General features: G+C 54.3%; 18 protein-coding genes and 2 tRNA genes. 17 read left to right on the top strand and 3 right to left on the bottom strand.

Translation table 11 applies throughout. The annotated features are described in order from the left end of the window. Nucleotides 1-26: 26 nt before the first annotated feature. Nucleotides 27-530 (top strand): translation initiation factor 2, encoded by a 504-nt coding sequence (locus tag HNQ38_RS13650; protein ID WP_183722324.1) that lies wholly within the window; start codon nucleotides 27-29, stop codon nucleotides 528-530. Between the two features lie 215 nt (nucleotides 531-745). On the opposite strand, the gene HNQ38_RS13645 is transcribed toward HNQ38_RS13650, so the two are convergent. The 3 genes from HNQ38_RS13645 to murA all read right to left on the bottom strand — a co-directional run bounded on the left by HNQ38_RS13645 (nucleotide 746) and on the right by murA (nucleotide 3,355). Next, nucleotides 746-1,207: a GNAT family N-acetyltransferase gene (locus HNQ38_RS13645; RefSeq protein WP_183722321.1), complete on the bottom strand. Its 462-nt coding sequence runs from the start codon at nucleotides 1,205-1,207 to the stop codon at nucleotides 746-748. Between the two features lie 161 nt (nucleotides 1,208-1,368). Next, a complete protein-coding gene (locus HNQ38_RS13640) occupies nucleotides 1,369-2,082 on the bottom strand; it encodes a BON domain-containing protein (RefSeq protein ID WP_183722319.1) in 714 nt (237 codons plus the stop codon). Between the two features lie 19 nt (nucleotides 2,083-2,101). Further along, nucleotides 2,102-3,355, bottom strand: a complete 1,254-nt coding sequence (murA, locus tag HNQ38_RS13635) for a UDP-N-acetylglucosamine 1-carboxyvinyltransferase (protein ID WP_183722316.1) — start codon at nucleotides 3,353-3,355, stop codon at nucleotides 2,102-2,104. Between the two features lie 266 nt (nucleotides 3,356-3,621). Between murA and HNQ38_RS13630 the strand changes: the two genes are divergently transcribed. From HNQ38_RS13630 to HNQ38_RS13555, 16 genes are all read left to right on the top strand, one after another. Further along, nucleotides 3,622-3,697: transfer RNA gene (locus tag HNQ38_RS13630), tRNA-His, on the top strand. A gap of 41 nt (nucleotides 3,698-3,738) precedes the next feature. Continuing rightward, nucleotides 3,739-3,815, top strand: a tRNA-Pro gene (locus HNQ38_RS13625). A gap of 650 nt (nucleotides 3,816-4,465) precedes the next feature. After that, a complete protein-coding gene (locus HNQ38_RS13620; RefSeq protein WP_183722312.1) occupies nucleotides 4,466-4,807 on the top strand; it encodes a carboxymuconolactone decarboxylase family protein in 342 nt (113 codons plus the stop codon). 459 nt (nucleotides 4,808-5,266) lie between these two features. After that, nucleotides 5,267-6,979 (top strand): sensor domain-containing diguanylate cyclase, encoded by a 1,713-nt coding sequence (locus HNQ38_RS13615; protein WP_183722309.1) that lies wholly within the window; start codon nucleotides 5,267-5,269, stop codon nucleotides 6,977-6,979. A 579-nt stretch (nucleotides 6,980-7,558) separates the two neighbouring features. Further along, nucleotides 7,559-8,800 carry a type III sulfide quinone reductase, selenoprotein subtype gene (gene sqr / locus HNQ38_RS13610; protein ID WP_183722307.1) on the top strand — a complete coding sequence of 414 codons (1,242 nt, stop codon included), beginning with the start codon at nucleotides 7,559-7,561 and terminating at the stop codon, nucleotides 8,798-8,800. A gap of 12 nt (nucleotides 8,801-8,812) precedes the next feature. Beyond that, a complete protein-coding gene (locus tag HNQ38_RS13605; protein WP_183722304.1) occupies nucleotides 8,813-9,481 on the top strand; it encodes a DUF1641 domain-containing protein in 669 nt (222 codons plus the stop codon). A 67-nt stretch (nucleotides 9,482-9,548) separates the two neighbouring features. After that, entirely contained in the window at nucleotides 9,549-10,001 is a 453-nt protein-coding gene (locus tag HNQ38_RS13600) for a hypothetical protein (RefSeq protein WP_183722301.1), read from the top strand. Between the two features lie 218 nt (nucleotides 10,002-10,219). Continuing rightward, nucleotides 10,220-12,049 (top strand): SLC13 family permease, encoded by a 1,830-nt coding sequence (locus tag HNQ38_RS13595; protein ID WP_183722298.1) that lies wholly within the window; start codon nucleotides 10,220-10,222, stop codon nucleotides 12,047-12,049. A 531-nt stretch (nucleotides 12,050-12,580) separates the two neighbouring features. Beyond that, nucleotides 12,581-13,996, top strand: coding sequence for a heme anaerobic degradation radical SAM methyltransferase ChuW/HutW (gene hutW, locus HNQ38_RS13590; RefSeq protein WP_183722296.1), 1,416 nt, complete (start codon nucleotides 12,581-12,583; stop codon nucleotides 13,994-13,996). Continuing rightward, the gene (locus HNQ38_RS13585) at nucleotides 13,980-16,085 is read left to right on the top strand and encodes a TonB-dependent receptor plug domain-containing protein (RefSeq protein WP_183722293.1); all 2,106 of its coding nucleotides are present in this window, start codon (nucleotides 13,980-13,982) and stop codon (nucleotides 16,083-16,085) included. The genes hutW and HNQ38_RS13585 overlap by 17 nt, the downstream gene beginning before the upstream one ends. Before the next feature lie 73 nt (nucleotides 16,086-16,158). After that, nucleotides 16,159-16,704: an MptD family putative ECF transporter S component gene (locus tag HNQ38_RS13580; RefSeq protein WP_183722290.1), complete on the top strand. Its 546-nt coding sequence runs from the start codon at nucleotides 16,159-16,161 to the stop codon at nucleotides 16,702-16,704. Next, nucleotides 16,682-17,464, top strand: a complete 783-nt coding sequence (locus HNQ38_RS13575) for an energy-coupling factor transporter transmembrane component T (RefSeq protein ID WP_183722287.1) — start codon at nucleotides 16,682-16,684, stop codon at nucleotides 17,462-17,464. The genes HNQ38_RS13580 and HNQ38_RS13575 overlap by 23 nt, the downstream gene beginning before the upstream one ends. Beyond that, on the top strand, nucleotides 17,464-18,927 hold the full coding sequence (locus HNQ38_RS13570) for an ABC transporter ATP-binding protein (protein ID WP_183722285.1): 1,464 nt from the start codon (nucleotides 17,464-17,466) through the stop codon (nucleotides 18,925-18,927). Before HNQ38_RS13575 ends, HNQ38_RS13570 begins: the two co-directional genes overlap by 1 nt. 12 nt (nucleotides 18,928-18,939) lie before the next feature. Beyond that, nucleotides 18,940-19,476 (top strand): heme utilization cystosolic carrier protein HutX, encoded by a 537-nt coding sequence (gene hutX / locus HNQ38_RS13565; protein WP_246388165.1) that lies wholly within the window; start codon nucleotides 18,940-18,942, stop codon nucleotides 19,474-19,476. After that, nucleotides 19,476-19,994, top strand: coding sequence for a flavodoxin family protein (locus tag HNQ38_RS13560; RefSeq protein ID WP_183722282.1), 519 nt, complete (start codon nucleotides 19,476-19,478; stop codon nucleotides 19,992-19,994). The genes hutX and HNQ38_RS13560 overlap by 1 nt, the downstream gene beginning before the upstream one ends. 189 nt (nucleotides 19,995-20,183) lie before the next feature. Beyond that, nucleotides 20,184-20,870 (top strand): MotA/TolQ/ExbB proton channel family protein, encoded by a 687-nt coding sequence (locus tag HNQ38_RS13555; RefSeq protein ID WP_183722279.1) that lies wholly within the window; start codon nucleotides 20,184-20,186, stop codon nucleotides 20,868-20,870. Nucleotides 20,871-20,873: the final 3 nt, after the last annotated feature.

Raw genomic sequence — 20,873 nt, 5'->3', positions numbered from 1 at the left:
ATTGTATGTAGCTAAAGGATTTTTTCATGGCGGCATTGACCATCTATGTGGCTGGTTCATTCAAACACAAACACGGCGTGCGGCTTCTCGGGCGCGAATTGCGCGGCATGGGTTGCTGCATTCTTGACTGGACGGAAAAAGCCGTGCCGCCGCCGGGGCTCACACCCGGCGAACGCCGTATCTGGATGGATACGGACAGAAACGGCGGGCAGGTTTACAGTTTTTGCCGCGATGCCTGCATTCAGGCTGATCTGGTCATTTACTATGGCGCATCTGGACAAGACGCCGGGGTTGAGGTCGGTCTGGCAGCAGGAGCCGGAGTTCCGGTAATGGGCATTCGCGGCCCTTTGGAAGGACCGGGCCTCATGCTGCACGGGGCCGTCAGTCATTGGGTGGACAGCGCCGAAGACGCGCTTGAAGCTGTTGCTGCCCTTTTGCGCCACAAAGAGCAAAACTGGATGGAACTGGACGCCGAACCTCATGAAGGGCTGCGCCGCATGGGTCAGGCTCTGCGCCCTGACAAGGCCTGAGCAAAGACGGCCCGGCAGGCAGTGCTTCGGAATCTGACAAGCCGAAAGCGTCCCGTCTTATTCGGCTGTTATGCCTAGGGTGCCAGTTTATCAGCGAATAAAAACCCACCTGTGCCATGTATCGGCAACAGGTGGGGAACAGGCTCTTGTGAGCATTTGCCATGTAAGGTGCTCTGGTCTGCCCCGCCGCTCATGCCTCAGGCAGCGCAGACAGTTTATTTTCCTGCCTGAGGGTGCTTCTTTTCAAGGCGTACGTCACCGTTTTCATAGGTGCTTACAGGATTCCAGCCCAGGCGCGTATAAAATCTATAGGCCCGGCTTTTACCGTCAGTTTCCAGCCAGATGGATTCATGTGCGGAAAAAAGGCCAGCTTCGGCCTCAGCCATAAGCTTGCTTCCAAGGCCGCGCCCTTCAAATTCTGGCAGCACAAAGGCCGCAAAAACACAGCCCTCCTCCACATCAATCATTGCAAATGCCACGGGGCGGCCATCCACTTCAGCCAGCCACGCGCACTGCCCGGCAGCAATGGTTTCTTTAATGATTTCAGGCGTAATACCCATATCTGCCATCTGCTCCCGCGAGAGATGGTTTTCCTTCACGCTGGTGCGGATGTGAAAAATGGCTTCCACGTCCGCCGTATTGGCGGGCCGTATGAGTACGGTATCGTTTTTGTTCATTGATTTTCCTTACGTTCAGGGCAGTTTCGATACTGAACTGCTCTATTCAGTCATTGCGTCAGATTGCAGCCTGACCGCCAATATCAGGATGGCCCGGTTTACAGGCAATTGCGCCAAAACCAGGCCATCCATACTGATCTATGTTTCAACAAATTTCTGCGTTAGGGCAAATCCTTACTATCCAGACCGCCCGACGAACCACCCGAAGCGCTGCCCGACGAAGACGGCGAAGACGCGGGCGTGGTATTCATGCCGCCAGCCCCGCCATCAGCCGTGGCACCGTCGCCAGCAAGGCCCGCGCCGTCGTGCTGCTCGGTCGTGCCCGTGCCAAGCTGCCCGAGCTTCTGCGGCAGCATAAGGTAACTCGTTACGGAAGTTACGCCCGGCACTCCGCGTGCAGCCTGTATGGCCAACTGCTTTTCTGCGTCATCTTTGACAACGCCCAGCAACACTACGCGGCCCGCGTTCACTTCCGTATCTATACGCGAGGACGAAAGGCCCTTGGTGCCAATAAGATCTTTGCGCAGTCTTGCGGCCAGCATCATATTGTTGCTGTCGCTGGTAGCCGGGGTAAACCAGTGTGGCGTCACAGAAATGGGATTGTACCTGCGGGCGATAGTCAGAGCCTTGCCCTGCATATCTGCCGGGACCTCGCCCACAAGGAAAACATGCCGATAGAAGCTGTACACCGATACAGACCAGCCCCCGGTGAAGCTTTCGTCCATAAGGGCTGTTTTGATCTTGGTGGACAAAGCCTTGTCGTCCGAAATGGTGTCCACGAGGCGTTGGTCGTCGTAAACACCGTAGCCGCCATAAGCGCAGCCATTAAGGGCAGCCAGCATGACCAGCAGCAGAACAAGCGCCAGACGTTGCATGTTTTTCTCCTTTGGGCCTTTATTGCTTTTCACGCCGAATGCGCGCGCCCACGGCGTTAAGCTTGTATTCAATGTGCTCATAGCCTCTGTCCAGATGGTAGATACGGCGTACCTCTGTCGTGCCCTGAGCCGCCAGGCCAGCCAGCACCAGCGATGCGCTGGCGCGAAGGTCCGAGGCCATCACGGGCGCACCCGTGAGTTTCTGCACGCCGCGCACCATGGCCGTATGGCCTGAAATCTTGATCTGCGCGCCCATGCGCATCAGTTCCTGAACATGCATAAAGCGGTTTTCAAAAATGCTCTCTTCCACCACACTGGCCCCTTGAGCCAGACACATCAGCGCCATAAGCTGCGCCTGCATGTCGGTGGGAAAGCCCGGGAAGGGCTGCGTTTTCACGTCCGTGCCGCGCAAGGGCGCGGAGCAGCAGCGGGCCAGCACGCCTTCACCCTGCGGGGTGATTTCCATACCCATGCTGCGCAGTTTGAGAATAACCGCCTCAAGTTCTTCATAAGGGCAGTTGTTCAGCAGCAGCTCGCCGCCCGTAATACCGGCAGCCACCAGAAATGTGCCCGCCTCGATGCGGTCTGACATGACGGGATAGGTGGCGCTGTGCAGGGAGCTGACCCCCTTGATGCGGATGGTGGACGTGCCCTGCCCCGTGATGCGCGCGCCGCAGGCGCACAAAAAGTTGGCAAGATCCACCACTTCAGGCTCGCGTGCCACGTTTTCCAAAATAGTTTCGCCCTCGGCCAGGGCAGCGGCCATAAGCAGATTTTCGGTGCCGCCCACGGTGGGCATGTCAAAAGTGATATGCGCGCCCGTCAGTTTGCGGCAGCGGCCAATGATGTACCCTTCTTCCAGTTGGAAGCTGGCCCCCATCAGCTCCAGCCCCTTGAGGTGCTGGTCAACAGGGCGCGCACCAATGGCGCAGCCGCCGGGCAGGGCCACGCGGGCTTGCCCGATACGCGCCAGCAGCGGCCCCAGGCAAAGCACTGAGGCCCGCATGGTGCGAACAAGATCATAGGGCGCTTCGGGCAGCAAGGTTCCGGGGGTGATGCGCACCTGCCCCTTTTCGTAATGGCAGTCGCAACCGAGCACTGTCAGCAGATTGATGGTCGTGTGAATATCGCGCAGGTCGGGCACATTGGTGATGGTTACAGACTCTTCAGCCAGGATAGCGGCAAAAAGAATAGGGAGAGCCGCGTTTTTGGAACCGCTGACTTCAATAACGCCTGTAAGCGGCACACCGCCTTCAATGACCAGTTTGTCCATTAGATGTCCCCGAATGTACTGTTATTGCCGCTCTGCGGCCTATAGTGTCGTGTTGTGTTGCGCCCCGTCGGGCAGATGCGAACGTGCGTGGGCGGGTGAATACGGCCCAGTTGGACTTGCCATTCTGGGGCCGGTATGAACCCGCAGGCTGCCTCTTTTGGCGGGTTGGCGAAGTGTAGTTTTTTTTCTAGATAAAATCCAGATCACGATGGTGCTAAAAAAGGCTTGCCAAAAGAAATTATCCTGCCTATAAGAACTTTCTCGTGGCGGAAGTAGCTCAGTAGGTAGAGCACCTGGTTGTGGCCCAGGTGGCCGTGGGTTCAAGTCCCATCTTTCGCCCCACAAATTTCCGCGCCAGCACAAGCCACGGCGCGGTTTTTTTTCGGAGCGTGGCGCAGCTTGGTAGCGCACCTGCTTTGGGAGCAGGGGGTCGAAGGTTCGAATCCTTTCGCTCCGACCAGATTTCAAAAGGGTTATGGAAATTTTCCATAACCCTTTTTGTGTTAGGAGACACGTAAGGAGGCACGACGTATAAAAACTGGTTGCCCTTCAAAAATAGAAGCAATAAAATAAGCATATTGCAACATTGGCATATTTTGCTAATTAGCAATCCAAATGCAAACGATTGCAAGTTATTGCAATAGCTGCAATTACCACCTCCCTCTAATCACCCCTACGCAGCAACGGTTCCAGCCCCATTGAGGAACTTTCTTTTTTGCAATTAATACAGGTCTAAAATTATCCGCGTAATTAGAAGAGACTTTTGCTGAAGCTCTCTCAACAGATATAGTAGCAAGCACTCACCCCAAATACCTCCCCCCGTGATAGCACAAAAAGAGCGCAATCTTAATTAAACCTGCGCTGCTACAACATATTCAAACAACTTCTAATCCGCTTCGTGCTTGTAAAAATCACAACAGGAACTCCAACAGCCTAGTATTGCTAAAGTTTTTTCCATGGCAGCACAAAAAGTTCTTCAGTATGCGCCGGTGTACAGAGGCTCCACGAACTGCCTGAATAACCTACTACTTGATTAGGAATTTAATATAAAACTATACTGAACAATCTAAAAAATCAGTTCTACCCTTGGCATTCACAAAGGAGGCTATCATGGCAAATTGGAAAGAAACTCTTGATGCAAGCATGGGCACAATCGGCACGTTGGCCAAAGGCAACTCCGGCATCATAGAAGCCCTGGGAGTTATGGGTAAGGCGACATCAAGCAAGGGAGCCTTGGACGAAAAGACTCGCGAACTTATTTCCCTGGCCGTTGCTGCAACAACTCGTTGCGAGGGCTGCATTTCCGTGCACGCTGCTGCCGCTGTAAAAGCAGGGGCAACCCGCGATGAGTTGCTGGAAACCTTGGCGGTTGCCATTAACCTGAATGCTGGCGCTGCATTGGTGTATTCTTCAAAAATTCTTGAAGCCTTCGACCAGTTTTCTGCTAAATAGGCATCCTAAAGTAGTCTTTGAAGAAGGACGAAAGTCAATTTTTTTCGCGCCGCCTAGAAATAAGCAAGCGATTATCTATAGTTAACAGATAATCGCTTGCTTATTTTGCGACTATTAGGCAGAAAAATTGTGTAAAATCGCCCCCTGGCCCATCATTTCTCCAGATAAACCACAAAATACTGCCCGCAATACTCCCAAATGAGTCTCGTTCATCACATCTTCAGCGTGCAAAAAAAGCTAGCGTTCTTGAATAGCTATCCACACAGTCGCTGCCATTGTCCACCACAGGGGCACGCATGCAAGCCGCAAACTGCCCCTCCGACTGAGCTGCGATTGTTTTTACGCACCTCCGAAAAGAGTTCACATACTATACTGAACATGATACAAACTACTTTAGTACGATTTTATACTTAGCTTGATTCCATTTAATGGAACACAGCTTTGCAATGGAGCAGTTCCATGTTTCAGAGTGTATTGCGGATCAGCCTCTATTCTGCAGACCAGCTACTTGAAGGTGCATTTAAAGCACTGCAGGCTGATGCTGATTTCAAGCACAAAATATCCTTCAGCACCGAAGTGCAATCACTTTTTGCGGAAGCTCAAGCCAAAGAAGATATTTATTTTCTCGGCCCAGAGCATCTTGTCTCATTGCCCTACCTCAAAAAAGCGGCCAAGCCCACAGCGCGGATTGTTTTGATAGACACCGCCGGGCAAGAAGCCACCCTGCCCAAAAATGTGATCTCCCTTCTGAACGAAATTTGGCCTTTGACGAACAACCCGGCACTCATGACCATGCGTGTCAAAAATCTGTTAAACAACGCGCTGCTGGACAAAAAATATGCGCAGTTGCAGCGCTGCCTTGATACTACCATTGATACTACCCCCGACCTGATCTGGTTCAAAGACATACGTGGCGCGCACCTCAAGGTTAATGACGCCTTTTGCAATATTGTGGGAAAAAGCAAAGCGGATGTTACTGGGCGGGGGCACTATTACATTTGGGACATCACGCCAGACGAATACACTGACGGCGAGTACGTCTGCCTGGAATCCGAAGAAGAAGTTATAGCACGAGCTGAGACCTGTATATTCGATGAAGTTGTAAAAACCCAAATGGGTATGCGTCAATTCAAAACGCGCAAATCGCCCATATTTGATGAGGACGAAAAGGTCATAGGCACAGTGGGCATTGCCTATGATATGACAGATATTACAAATTCGAGCGCCGAAGTTGATATAATCCTGCAAAACCTCCCTTTTGCCGCTATCATCCTGGATGCAAACAACAGGATTGTTAACACAAACCAAAAGTTTTTGGATTTTTTCCAATTCCAGAGCACGGAAGAAATTATTGGCAGCTACCGCTCCCGTCTGCGTGATATTGCTATCAAAAAACATAAGTTGAAGCAGATCGGCGACCACCTTGAAGTGCGGTCCTGGGACGATGGGAAAGAAATAATTCTAGAGTCTTACGAAAAAAAGATCCTGGATATATTTAAAAACCGCATCGGCCTGCTGGTCATATACAGAGACGTGACGCAGGAGCGTAACTCCCAGCAGGAACTGGAGCACAGCGCCAATACCGATGAACTCACCGGGCTGTTCAACAGAAGATATTTTTACAACAACTTGCCAGAAATCGGCCAGGCAGGAACATCAATGCTTTTTGTCGATCTGGATAACTTCAAAGAAGTCAACGATACGTACGGTCACCGTGCCGGAGACGACGCCTTGAAACTGACGGCCCGGCTTTTGCGCGAAAACTTTACTGGAGCCCTTATCGCCCGCATGGGCGGCGATGAGTTTGTTCTGTATTTGAACAAAACCCACACTGCGGAACAAGTGGTCAAGCAGGCACACCGCCTGCAGAAGGCAATGAAAGCCGTTTTTGCTGAAGACACTCCCAGGGAAGGGCTTTCCGCCAGCATTGGCATCGTAGTGATAGACACTCCCGGCATCAGCAGAGATGAGATGGTCCGCCGTGGAGACATCGCCATGTATGAGGCGAAGCGTCTTGGAAAACACAGAATATGCCAGTATTCACCCGATATAGAGGCGCAGCAGGAGGGATCACTTGATACTCTGTGCGCCAAACCCCGTTCTTCATGCCGCCGCCTTGATACACGTCAGGCAAAAAGCAACCAGACTGAATGTGCACATGACAAAGCCTAGCCGCACGGGTCAGGTGTACGTGAGTCCACGTTGACCAGCCTCGTGAAATTCAAACTTTCTGCTCCAGGCAGCTATCCAAGGGGTTATGGAAATTTTCCATAACCCTTTTTTGCAACAGGCCCTATAAAGTAAGCAATTATAGGTTGTTGCCCCCACACAAGTGGACAACTCGGCTAACAGAACCTGTGCGCAACCCATAGTTTCAGACATACGGATAAAATTTCTGGCTCCACCCAGCACTTTTCATGATGGCGCACGCTTGTATGGCTTGTCATTTCCATTTTTTTCGGAACTAAGATTTCACTTTCGTAACCGTCCCCTCCGAAAAAACGTCCCACTTTTGTAAATAATTTACTTTTATATAAGCAATAGTTGGCGGCCTAAAACATACAAAAGTAGTATTAATTAAAAGATACATAATCAGTTTTATTGACGAATATGATGCAGATCGCAAATATTTATGCTAGACGTAGAAAAATACCATCTTACTATGATATCGGCCTGCAACAGAGTTGGTTGCGCGTAGTGAGGGAACCTTTTCAATGCAAAAGATCTATACTTAACTTTGGGGTTAACTGTATGAAAAAATTGCTTATTCTTGGTGCTGGCGCTGGTGGAACCATGATTGCCACGAAGATGAGAAAGTTATTGAGCGAAAGAGAATGGGAAATAACTCTCATCGACCGCGATCCTATCCATCACTATCAGCCCGGTTGGTTGTTGGTTCCTTTCGGAGTCGACACTCCTCAGGGTTGTGTGCGCCCCAAGAAAGACTTTATCAGCCGCGGAGTTAATTTTGTCATCGACACGATTAACGCGGTTGATCCTATAGCCCGTAAGGTCGAATGCCAGAACAGCACCTACACATACGACTGGATCATCATCGGCACCGGTGCACGTATCGCCCCCGATGAAGTTCCTGGCATGCTGGACGACTGGGGCGGAAAAATCCATAACTTCTACACCCCTGACGGCGCCGCTGCTCTTTACGAAAAGATGAAGCGCTTCAAGAAGGGCCGCCTTGTTCTGCACATTGCTGAAACGCCCATCAAGTGCCCTGTAGCGCCGCTGGAATTTGTGTACATGGCCGACTGGTACCTGCAGAAGATGGGTGTGCGCCAGAACGTCGAAATCGAACTTGTCACTCCTCTCACTGGCGCCTTCACCAAGCCTGTTGCCAACAACATTCTTGGCGCGCTGTGCGAACAGAAGGGCATCAAAGTCACGACCAACTGGACTGTGGACAGCGTTGAAGCCGACCGCTCCGTTATCGCGTCCGTGACCGGCGACGAAATCCCCTACGACCTGCTGGTGGCGATTCCCCCGAACCTGGGCCAGGAATTCCTCATCGACTCCGAAGTGTCTGACGTGACCGGCTATGTCGACACCGACAAAGAACTGCTGCGCGCCAAAAAGTTCGACAACATGTATGTTGTCGGCGACGCCACCAACGTTCCCGCCTCCAAGGCCGGATCTGTCGCCCACTTTGAAGTGGACGTGATTGCCCAGAACCTCATGTCTGACATTGAAGGAACTGACAATTACTACAAGTTCGACGGTCACACCAACTGCTTTATCGTCACGGGCTTTGAAAAAGCTTCGCTGATCGACTTCAGCTACTCCGTCGAACCCCTGCCCGGCATGTTCCCCCTGCCCGGCGTTGGTCCCTTCGAGCTGCTGGGCGAAAGCCACATCAACTACTGGGGCAAGCTCATGTTCAAGTGGGTGTATTACAACCTCATGCTGAAAGGCCATGAGCTTCCGTTTGAGCCCAACATGTATCTTGCAGGGAAAGATACCTCCTTGCTGCGTAACAAGTAGGTTGGAGGGGATATGACATCTGAAGATAAAATCCTCGAGCGTTTGAACGCCATTGAAGACCGGATTGCCGCGATTCAAGAAAGCAAAGAAAACACCAATATGCTGATGGAACAGCTGACCCCCATCGGCAACCACGCTTTTCGGCTTATGGTTGAAGAGATGGAAATCCTCAATGGCCGGGTTACGCTTGACGATATTCTGGATCTCGCCAGAAAGGGCCTGCTGACTGTCCCCAGGCTCACCTGGCTGCTCGACCAGATTGAAAACGCCACGGACCTGTGGCATGTGCTTCATCCCGCTGTTGGTCAGACCTTCCCGCACATCGTTGAAAAGATGGGCGAGTGGGAACAAAAGGGTGTGTTCAAAAAGGCAGCCGCGCTCAAAGACGCTGGCGGAAACCTGCTGGACACGATGAGCCCCGAAGACATTGCCAAAACAGGTGAAGGCCTCGCTTTTGCGACCACCCTGTTGCAGCGCCTTGCTGATCCCAAGCTGCAGAGCAAGATCACTGCAATGATCGAAATGATGAGCACCATCGACACGTCAAACGCGAAACCCGCTGGCGTGATGAGCATGATTGCGACCCTGCGCAGCCCTGAAGGCAAGCAGGCTCTGGGCCTCATGATGGAAATCATGAAGGCCGCTGGCAAATTCTCTGCTGAAGGGAATTCGTCCAGGTAGCTACTGGATATACTAAAGAGGCGGACCGCCCAAAAGAGCGCATGCTTGTACACGAAACACTGGTTCCGTGCACACATGGGTTCAGATTGGCGGCCCGCCTTATTTTTGTGAGCTGTGCAGGCTTGTTCGTAGCCCAACAAAAAACGCCCGTAAGCCCCAAACCAAACCGCAGCAACGCCTATGGTTTTTGCATGGCAACAGCCTGCCGCAGGCCGCAAAAGCCGGCGAGGCTGCTACAGCGCATTGGCCACCGCTCAATTTTTTCCAGAATCATCAAGGCGTCAGGCAACACTTGCTTCTGCCGCCCTTCCCCAGACCAACCCCTTCTTTTTCAACGCTGGCAATACTGGCAATTGCACCTTTACCTGAAAGTGTCGTCAGGTCCCCGGTTTCAATTCAATTGAACATGAGCAAATTGACTTTGAAAATGTGTATTTTCAAAGTTGAAATGCTCTGGCAGCAGTTTTCTTTTTATGGTTGTATCTACTCTCTATATTGCTTCACGCCGCCACTGCCGTAACGTATGAAACAACCACTGTTTCATACCGTGACAACTCGCCCTACGGCTTGTATTTAATTCTGTTTTAGTGGAAGCTGGCAAAGCAGTCTCCGGTTATATATCATCTTGCATGGTGCATTGCCTGATGCCTGACATGATCTTTATTCCAATCTGCCCAAGGGGGCATGCCTGCCATCAAAAGGCTGCCACGCAAAACTCTTCGCCTGTGGAGATTTTATATGCTTAGCTATGACATGGCCGCCACGCTCATGATTCTCGCGGGTGCTGTCATTTTGCTTGTCACAGAAGTCCTGCGTAATGACGTAGTGGGCATTCTTGTTATATTGGCACTGGCGCTGAGCGGCGTACTCACCATTGAAGAATCGCTTTCGGGATTCTCAAGCACCACAGTGATTATCATCAGCTGTATGTTCATTGTGGGCAAAGCCATCATACACACTGGCATAGCACAACGTGTGGGCGATGCCATTATACGCCGTGGCGGCAGAAACGAAACGCGCCTGCTGACAATGATTATGGGGGCGGCGGCTACAGTGGGCGCGTTCATGAGCTCCACAGCCACAGCCGCCATCTTTATTCCCATAACGCTTTCCGTGGCGGAAAAAACCCATATCAATCCCAAACGCCTGCTCATGCCGCTGGCTGTCGCCTCTCTTATCAGCGGCATGATGACGCTGGTGGCCACCACGCCGAACATTATCGTCAACGGCATACTGAGAGAACGCGGGGTGGAAGTGCTGGGATTTTTCAGCTTTACTCCCTTTGGTGTGCTTATTCTGCTGCTGGCAATTGGTTTCATGCTGTTGTTCGGCCAGAACATGCTGGCCTCCAAGGACTCACGCATCGAGCACAAAAAAGGCCTTTCCATTGATGACCTGCTGCGCCATCACGAAATCAACAAGTGCCAGTATCTGTTGCGTATTCCAGAAGGGTCCAGTCTTGTGGACCGCAGTGTTGCGCGCATGCAGCTCAGTGCCCGCTATGGCATAACCCTGCTTGCCGTAGAAAGCACAGATCACGGCAGAAAAAGGGTCATCGCAGCCGCAAAACCTGAAATGGTACTGGAGGCTGGCGACCTGCTCATGCTCATCGGCACGGAAGCACAGCTGGAAGCCTTTATCGAGGCCTTTTCTCTGGAAAAGATTTCCGCCTCCGCCACAAGAAGGAGAAGTTTTTTTCAGGTGGTAGGACTTGCAGAAGTGATGCTCAACCCGGAATCGTCACTCATTGGCAAATCCCTGAAAGAAACTCTTTTCCAGACGACATTTCAGAGCATGGTGCTGGGCATACGCCGCAAGGGCAAAACCCTGACAGAAGATCTGGCGGATATTCCCCTGAAGTTTGGCGACGTGCTGCTGGTCTGCGGCGCGTGGGCCGACATTTTGCGCATGGAGCGCAACAAGAGCCAGTACCTGCTGCTCACGCTGCCGCAGGACTATAAAGAAGTCATTCCCGCTCCCCAAAAAGAAAAACTCACTCTCGCCATTATGGGCGTTATGGTCGCGCTTATGGCTTCCGGCCTGCTACCGCCCGTAACAGCCATTCTGGCTGCCACTGCCGCGCTGGTGCTTGTGCATTGTGTTCCCAAAAGCTCCATCTATGAAGTGGTGGACTGGCAGACCATCGTCATGCTTGCCGGCATATTGCCTCTGGTTTTGGCATTGCAGAAAACAGGGGTGTTGTCGTTGGCCTCGGATGGCGTCATCAGCATTCTTGCAGGCAGCGGGCCGTTCCCTATTCTGGCGAGCCTCTTTCTTCTGGCAGCCATACTGGGCTTTTTCCTGTCAGGCTCGGCTGTGGCGATTCTTGTTGCTCCAATGGCGGTGGATATTGGGCTGAAGCTCGGCATCAGCCCGCAGGCCTGCGCCATGTCGGTAGCCATAGCCAGTTCCGCAGTCTTTGTGTCCCCTCTGGGATCCGCAGTACACCTTTTGGTGCGTGACCCCGGCGGTTATACCAACAAGGACTACGCCAAGGTTGGCGCTCCTTTACTTGGTCTGGCGCTGCTGGCAACACTGCTTTTATGCTGGTTTTTCTATTTACGCTGATTTTACACCACCAAAAACATGCGTCTCCTCCGCAGGCGTTTACCACTAAAAACGTGTAGCCGCCCCTGATGCAGATGACGCAGATGATACAGACAGCCAGCAGCAACTGGCTCCAACTGGCCCCCTGACAACAGGGGGCTTTTTTGCTGAATACCACCCGCATTGCTATTCACATAAGCCGCGCCATCGTGCAGGCAAACCGCACCAATTCCAGGTGCCGCTGCCCTGCGCCCCCATGCGATGAACAGCACTGCGAGCAGACCAACAAGCTACTTGTCGTTCTCCACGTTTATGACGCTTCAAACCGCCCATAAATACGTCTACTAACCGCTGTATTTGCCTGGGGGTAAGATTTTGCAGCAGGCACCGGGCACTATCAACCATCATATCTTACTGAAATAAAATATAAAATATTTTGTAATAAAAAATATGAAGAAAGCAATTGACATTCGATTTCATTTTTGTAGACTCACCTAAACAAATTAGACAAGACTAACTTAATGGGCAGCCCGACCCCACAAAGGAAGGATCATGCAGTTCGACACTCACAACTTTCATGCATCAGTGCAGAATTCCAACCAAAATGGTTTGAATTCTCTCAAGCGCCCCAATCCTGACAAGTACTTTGCCAAAGAAGGTGTTTCCGCCCTTTCACACGCCTTTGAAGGCAAAATTGCCATGCATCCTGGCATGGGCGGCGGGTCAACGCCTGCCGAAGAAATACAGCCCCTCATTACCTCGCTTTTGCAAAAGCCCTTGCAGGGCAAAACCGTGGCGTACATTCATGTGCCGTTTTGCCAGACCCACTGCCTGTACTGCGGGTTCTACAACAAACCTTACCGCGAGGACGAAAGCGCCCAGTACACCGACACCCTGCTGGCCGAACTGGCCTTGTGGCGCGACAGCCCGGCCGCGCAGAGCACTCCAGTGCATGCCGTGTATCTTGGCGGCGGCACCCCCACCGCTCTGGAAGCTGAAGACCTGGAGCGTATTCTCAAGGCCGCGCGTCAAAGCCTGCCCCTGGCCAATGACTGCGAAATAACCGTCGAAGGACGGTTGACCAACTTTGACGCCCGCAAAATGGAAGCCTGCTTTGCCGGGGGAGCCAACAGATTCTCGCTGGGCGTGCAGAGCTTCAATACTGAAATCCGGCGTTCAATGGGCCGCCTGGGTACCAGGGAAGACATGGCTCGCGGGCTTGAACTGCTCATGAGCTACGACCAGTCAGCGGTTATTGTGGACCTCATTTACGGGTTCCCCAGACAGGATATGGACTGCTGGCTGGAAGACATCGCCTTTACCCAGTCCCTCAATCTGGACGGCGCCGACTGCTACCAGCTCAACGTGTATGGCCAGACCCCGCTGGGCAAAGCCATTGAAAGCGGCAGCATCCCGCCATCAGCGGATATACCCGCGCAGTCGGCCATGTTTGCGGCCTCGGTCGAGGCCATGACTGAAGCGCGCTACCGCCGCCTGTCCATCAGCCATTGGGCGCGCACCTCCAGAGAGCGCAACCTGTACAACCTCTACGTCAAGGGTTCCGCCAACTGCCTTGCCTTCGGCCCCGGCGGCGGCGGCAACTTTGCCGGAAACTTCTACATCAACACCCCCGATTACGACTCCTGGCGGCAGCAAGTGGCTGAAGGCCGCAAGCCCGTGAGCATGCTTCAAAAACCGTCCTCCCATTATGCCCTGTTCAGGGCCGTGGCCGAAGATATGGAGCAAGGCTGTCTGAACCTGTCCGCCCTTGAAGAACGCTTTGCCCTGCCCCTTGACGATATATGGTCCCCCCTGCTGACCCAGTGGCAGCGCGCGGGTCTGTTGATGCGCGATCGGGGCCGCGCCGTGCTGACTATGGCCGGGCAGTTCTGGCAGGTGAATCTTTCACAGTTGTTGCTCAACTATCTCAAACTCATACTGGAGGAAAACGATGATCTTGCTGCGTAACTTACGCAGGCATGCTCTCCCCCTGGGTCTGGCCGGGGCACTGTTCTGGAGCGCCCCTGCCCATGCCGAACCTCTTCAGACCGATACCGTCAAGGTATCAGCATCGCGCGTTGAAAAAGAATTGCTGGACGTGCCTATGGCCGTAAGCGTGGTGACGGAAGAGGAAATAAAGCTTTCTCCTGCGGCCACAGTAGGCGGAATTTTGCAGGACATTCCCGGCGTGCAGGTCGTCAACTCCGGGGCACAGGGCTTGAAGCGCATTGCCATCCGTGGCGAAAGCCCCAACCGGGTGCTGGTGCTTGTTGACGGGCAAAAAATTGCTGAAAACAAGTCTATGGATGGCACTGCCCTGCTTGTGGACCCTGCCATGATTGAAAGAATTGAGGTCATCAAGGGACCGGCTTCGGTACTTTACGGCTCCGAAGCCATGGGCGGCGTTATCAACATCATAACCAAGAAGGGCGGCACAAAGCCCATTCAAGGGCAGATAACCACCAGCTACAACGGCTCCACACGGGGCTTTGACGAGAGCCTTTCGCTATACGGCGGATACGAAGGACTCAAGTACCGCGTCACCGGGGCCAATACCTACCAGTATAACCTGTCCACCCCTGATGGCGAGGCCAAGCATTCCAAGTTCAAGCAGCAGTCCGGCTCGGCCTTTCTGAGTTATGACTTCAACCCGCACCTCACGGTTGGCGGTCTGTACGAACAGTTTTACAGTGAAATTCTGGCTGGCGACACAAGCACCCCCAATTTCTATGTTGACATTTCCCCCTGGGAACGCAAAAAAGCCGCAGTCTTCGTAGAAGCCAAGGATATCGCATTCTTCCTGCCGCGCCTGCGCATGGATGCCTTCTGGCAGCATAGCCGGAAAAAAATGCTCAACCATGTGGAGTCGGCAAGCGGTCCTATGTCCATGCTTATGGACAACTACGCCAACAACAAAAATGAGCAGTGGGGCGCTAGCCTTCAATCTGACTGGGCCATTGGCGAAAGCAATTACCTTATCGCGGGCTACGAGTTCAATCGGGACGATCTTGACGCCAAAACCGACACGGATATGAACATGACCGTGAAGCCCAACCCCATGATGCAGATCAATACCCTGACTGACAGCCACTACAAGTACAAAGGCCACATGGACACCCATGCCCTGTACGCGCTGATGGAAAGCAAGCTGCCCTGGGACTTCACGCTGTCCTATGGCGTGCGCCAGACGTGGGTGAGTTCGCACATGGGCACAGCCGAAGGCTGGCAGCGCAAAAAAACCTCTATGCCCCCAAGCACCACCTACAGCGATCTCAATGCCGGCGGCACTGGCGACACGTGGGAATCCCAGCCGGTGTTCAACGTTTCGCTCATGTGGCAGGGCATTGACGACCTGACCCTGCGGGCGGGATTTTCTCAAGGCTTCCGCGTGCCCAACTTGCAGGAAAAATACATCACCTCCAGCATGGGCGGCGGCACGGTATATCCCAACCAGGATCTCAAGCCTGAAAAGTCCAACACCTGGGAAGTGGGCGCACGCTACTACGCCCACGGCCTCAGCCTTGACGTCACAGGCTTCTACACCGTGGCCGACGACTATATTTCATCCATGCAGACTGGCACCAATCTGTACCACTACCAGAATGTCAGCCAGGCCAAGACTCACGGTGTGGAATTCAGCGCAGGCTACGATCTGCCCTTCGGCTTCACGCCCTACATCGACGTTACCTGGATGAAGCGCCAGTTTGACAACGGTAATTACACCACGTGGAAAACCGGCACGCCGGAATGGACTGGCCGTACCGGCGTACGCGCGCTCTACCCCGTCAATGAGAATCTGGATATTATGGGCGACGCCTACATTCGCTTTGCCAGCAAAACCGAACAGGAAAGCGGCACCGCCACCCGCACCGTGTACTCCAATGACTCCTGGACCACAGCCAACGCCATGCTGGGTGTGAAGTTCGGTTCTGAAAAGCAGTATGCCATTGTGGGTGAAGTGCTTAACATCTTTAATGAAAAGTATGCACTCAATACCGGTAACTCCATCTATGAGCCCGGCGTGCATGCCAACATCAAGGTCAGTGTAGAGTTTTAATAATCGGGCCCGTCTCTTTTTGGCATTGAATTTCATATTCAATTCCTATAAGAGACGGGCCAGGAGACGCATCATGAAGTCCACGGTCAACCGCTACTGGAGTGCCCATGAACTGGTGGTCATAGGGGTATTTTCGGCAGCTGCCAAAATCTCCACCTTACTGGTGGCCCTGGCCGGAGGGGGCATGAATCCGGTGTCCCTGCTGTTGAAGAACCTCGTTTTTACCACCCTGCTTATAGTCATGCTCTACAAGGTGCGCAAGCCCGGCACCCTGCTGCTTTTCGTGCTTATCAACATGCTGGTGAGCGCGCTGTTGCTCGGTGCCAGCATTACCTTGCTGCCAGCCATGCTGGCGGCGGCTCTGGTTGCGGAAACAGCAGTGGCTCTCGCAGGCGGTTATGCAAGACCCTGGGGGCCGTTGGTGGCGGTGGCCGTCTTCGACCTCCTGTTCAGGATTTGCTCTCTGGGTGTTTCATGGCTGTACATGCGTGAAAACCCAGCCATGCTCGTGGCCGCCGTGCCCATTGTGATTCTGGGGTACGCGGGTGCGCTTATAGGTCTTTTTACCGGCGTCAGAGCCGTAAGGGAGCTGCGCCATGCAGGCATTGTACGCCAGTAACCGCCCTTTGCCGCAGGGCTGGCTTTATGAGGCCGACGTGCGGGCCAAAATCGGGGTAAGTGTGCTTGCCTCGCTGGGTACCCTTATTGTTTCCAACCTTGAAGGCCAGCTGGTGCTGGCCGGGGCCTCACTGTGCTATGCCCTGTGCATGCGCAAACCCAAGGCCCTGCTTGTGGCCTATGCCGTCCTGACTGTCATGATTTTTATGGCAATGGGCTGCGTATGGATTATGGGGCAGTTTTCGCCCCGCCTCATGGGCGGGATGAACTTCACGTCATTGGCAATTCCCTTTTTGCGTGTGCTGACCATGCTGCATGTGGTGCTGCCGCTGGCGTTGTCCAGCCGGGTGCAATATCTGCTGGACGCACTGCGCGGGATGCGCCTGCCCTTCTGCATATATCTGCCAGCGGCGGTCATTATCCGGTTTATCCCCACCTTCATCAATGACGTGAAGCAGGTGACGGAATCCCTCAAGCTGCGTGGCTACAAGCTGAATCCGTGGACAATGACGTGCCATCCCATACTCAGCCTGCGCCTGCTGTTTACGCCCCTCCTGTTCCGCTCCCTGCGCACTTCGGAAGATCTGGGGGTCGCGGCTGAGCTCAAGGGGCTTGGCATGGGTGAAAAACTCACTCCCTACCGCACCAATGCCTGGACCCGCCGCGACAGCCTGCTGCTGGCAGCAGCTATGCTTGTGGTGGTCGGCGCGCTTGCCTGCCAGTACATGTTGAATAATCCTGTGACAGGAGGCATGCGCTGATGTTGCGCTTTAATAATGTCAGCTACACCTACCCGTTCCAGGGGCGGCCAGCGGTGGAAAATATCTCGCTGCATGTCAAACCCGGCGAAGTGGTGCTTTGCACCGGGGCTAGCGGTTGCGGCAAATCAACGCTCATCCGCCTGGCCAACGGGCTGTGCCCCCTGCATTTTGCCGGTATTCTGGAGGGTCAGGTGCTCGTCAACGGTACCCCCACCGTGGAACAGGATTTGCCTCATCTGGCCCAGCAGGCAGGTACGCTTTTTCAAGACCCGGAACAGCAGTTCTTTGCGCTCAATGTGGAGGACGAGCTGGCCTTTGCCCTTGAATGGCAAGGCATGCCCGTGGATACAATGCACGAAACCGTGAAGCGGTCAGTGCGCCAGTTCAACCTGCAACCGCTGCTGGGCGCGTCCATTCACGAACTTTCGGAAGGGCAGAAACAAAAAGTTGGCCTTGCGACCTTGTGGACGCAAACCCCGCAGGCGCTCATTCTGGACGAACCCACCGCCAACCTGGACCCCGAATCCACAGAAGAACTGGCCCTGCAACTCAAGCAGCTCAAAGCACAGGGCATGGCCATTCTGGTGGTGGATCACCGCCTGTACTGGCTGGCCGACGTGGCCGACAGGGTCATCGTCATGCAGGACGGGCGTATCCGCGAGCAGGGAGATTTTTCCATCCTGTACGATGCAGACCTGCGTGCCAGTTACGGTCTGCGGGAAGCCTGCGTGCCTGACGTGCGCGACGTGCTGCCCTCCTGTTCCATCGCCGAATCATGCCCGGTGGAAGCGCACAACCTCACCTATGCTCACAAAGGGCAGGACCCCCTGTACGAAAACGCCCGCATTGCGCTGCCCTCGGGCATCACGGCGCTCATCGGCCCCAACGGCACGGGCAAGACGACACTGGCCCGCGTGCTGGCCGGACTGAACCTGCCCCAGGCCGGAGAAATCACGCTGGACGGGCAGCCCATGCCCCCGCGCCAACGTCTCGCTGGCACTGGCATCGTGCTACAAAATGCCGACCATCAGCTCCATATGAGAACGGTGCTCGCAGAGGTGCAGACCTGCCTTGATCTGGCAGGCCAAAAAGACAAAAAGGCCGCTCTGGACCTGCTGACAGCCTTCGGGCTGGAAGCTCTGGCGCAGCGCCATCCCCAATCGCTTTCCGGCGGCGAAAAGCAGCGTCTTGTCATTGCCTGCGCGCTGGCTAAAAAGCCGCGTCTGCTCATACTGGACGAACCCACCAGCGGCCTGGACGGACAAAACATGGCCCGGCTGGCGCAGGCGCTGGAAGCTCAGGCGCTGGAAGGCCGCTGCATACTGCTTATCACGCATGACCTTGAATTACTGGCCCGCATGGGCCGCCATGCCCTGCGGCTGCCCCTGCCGCCGGATTACAGCTTACCCGCCGCGCAAGGGGACCGTACCGGCATACACGACGCCGCCGCTCCGGCAGCATAGAGGAGATTTATTATGAGCACTTGCACTGCAGACACATCTGCCATTGAAGCCCTGCGCCCGCAGGTGGAAACGATGCTGACCACGCAAAAGATGGTCATGCTCGACACCATTGCCCGGCAGTTCGCGGTCACTGAACTGTGCGCCGCCCGCGCCCTGCCCGAAAGCATGAGGGCTTTTGCCCCCGGCACGGCCTTTGACGATGTGTGGCAAGGTCTGGCCCAGTGGCCCTGTGCGACCTTCATCATGCGTCACGGACGCAGTGTTGTGGAGATCAAGGGGCGCATTCCCGGCGGCAAACACGGCGGAGGCTACTTCAATCTTGAGCACGGCCTTCCCCTGAGCGGCCATATTTGCAGTGATGAAGTTGCCCACATCTGCTTCCTTTCCCTGCCCTTCATGGGGCTGGAAAGCCACAGCGTGCAATTTCTGGATGCGGCGGGCGCGGTGCTGTTCGCCATCTATGTGGGCCGTGAAAAGAAAGCGCTTATTCCCGAAGCCCGCGACGGCTTTTTCGCCCTGCGCGACGCCTTCGGCAAGGAGGAAATATAATGAAAAGTCTTGTGGTTTATTCTTCGCGTACAGGCAATACCCGCAAAATCGCCGAGGCCGTGGCCGAAGCTTTGCCCGGCTGCCATCTGCACCCGGTTGAAGAAGCGCCGCTGCCCGAGGGCTACGACCTCGTGGCCGTGGGCTATTGGGTAGACAAGGGAATGCCTGACGACAAGGCCAAAAAGTATATGGAGCAGATCAAAAACTGCAACGTGGCCCTCTTCGGCACACTCGGCGCGTGGCCGGATTCTGAACACGCCGCCCACTGCAAGGTGCAGGGCGAGGCATTGCTGACCGACCCCGCGCAGGGCAACAAAGTGCTTGGCACCTTTCTTTGCCAGGGGCGCGTGGACCCCGCCGTGGTGGCCATGATGCAGAAAATGGCCAACAGCGCTCACCCTATGACTGAAGAACGCCGTGCCCGCCTTGAAGAAGCGGCCAAGCACCCCGACGAAGAAGACTGCCGCAAGGCTCGTGAAGCCTTTGTGGATTTTGCCCGCGCACTTGGAGCAGAGTAACTTTGAAATGCTTCATATTTCAAAGTTGCCATTCTGCCCCCAAATACGATTTACGGCAGAACCCACGCCGCGTTGCGGCGTGCTGCACTCTCGTGCAGCGTTGGAGTATGCAGCCTCTTTCAAGGTTGCATACTCCAGTTCAAACCCGGGCGCTGCAAACGCTCAGGACAACGCATAAGGATATCAGGCATGAATTTGGCCGCCATTTATAACGCCATCGGCCCTGCAGGCTGCGCCCTTGTGGTTGTGGGGTGCGCTGGCGTGTACATTGCTTTCCGCACATATTTCTACCTCGCTCTGGTGTGGAGAAACTTTCAGCACGGCTTTCTTGATCTGGAAAACACGGGGGAAAGCCGCTGCCTGCGCAACAACAACAGCGATAACCCCCTGATCGCCATTGTGCGTGATGTGGTCAAAACCCACAGCGGGCACTCGCAGGACATCAGGGCTGAAGTGGCCTACCTGTTTCACCGCAACTTTGAGCAGACTACCAAAAGTCTGTGCTGGTTGCGCCTTGTGGCCATGATTTCTCCCCTCATGGGCCTGCTGGGTACGGTGCTTGGCATGGTGCGCGTGTTTCAGGCCATTGCCGACACGGCAACTCCCGATCCTGCCCAGTTGGCAGCTGGCATCTGGGAAGTGCTCATTACCACGGCTATGGGCCTGAGCGTGGCCATTCCCATGCTCATTGCCTACTATTTCCTGCTGCTCAAGTTCAAAGGCTTTCATATTGAGGCTGTGGAACACAGCTACCGCGCCCTTGAGCTTTGCCAGGGAGCGGCCCGTCCTGTTCGCGTAGCCGCGCCCGCCATGAAGCACGGCGTGGTGGACACCCCGGCGTCATGCCCTGTGAGTCCGGAACCGGAATCCGCATAAGGA

It is taken from the genome of Desulfovibrio intestinalis (assembly GCF_014202345.1).
Taxonomy (GTDB): Bacteria; Desulfobacterota; Desulfovibrionia; order Desulfovibrionales; family Desulfovibrionaceae; genus Desulfovibrio; species Desulfovibrio intestinalis.
Note: the sequence above shows the minus strand (reverse complement) of the source record. Positions and strands in the feature narration are given on the sequence as shown.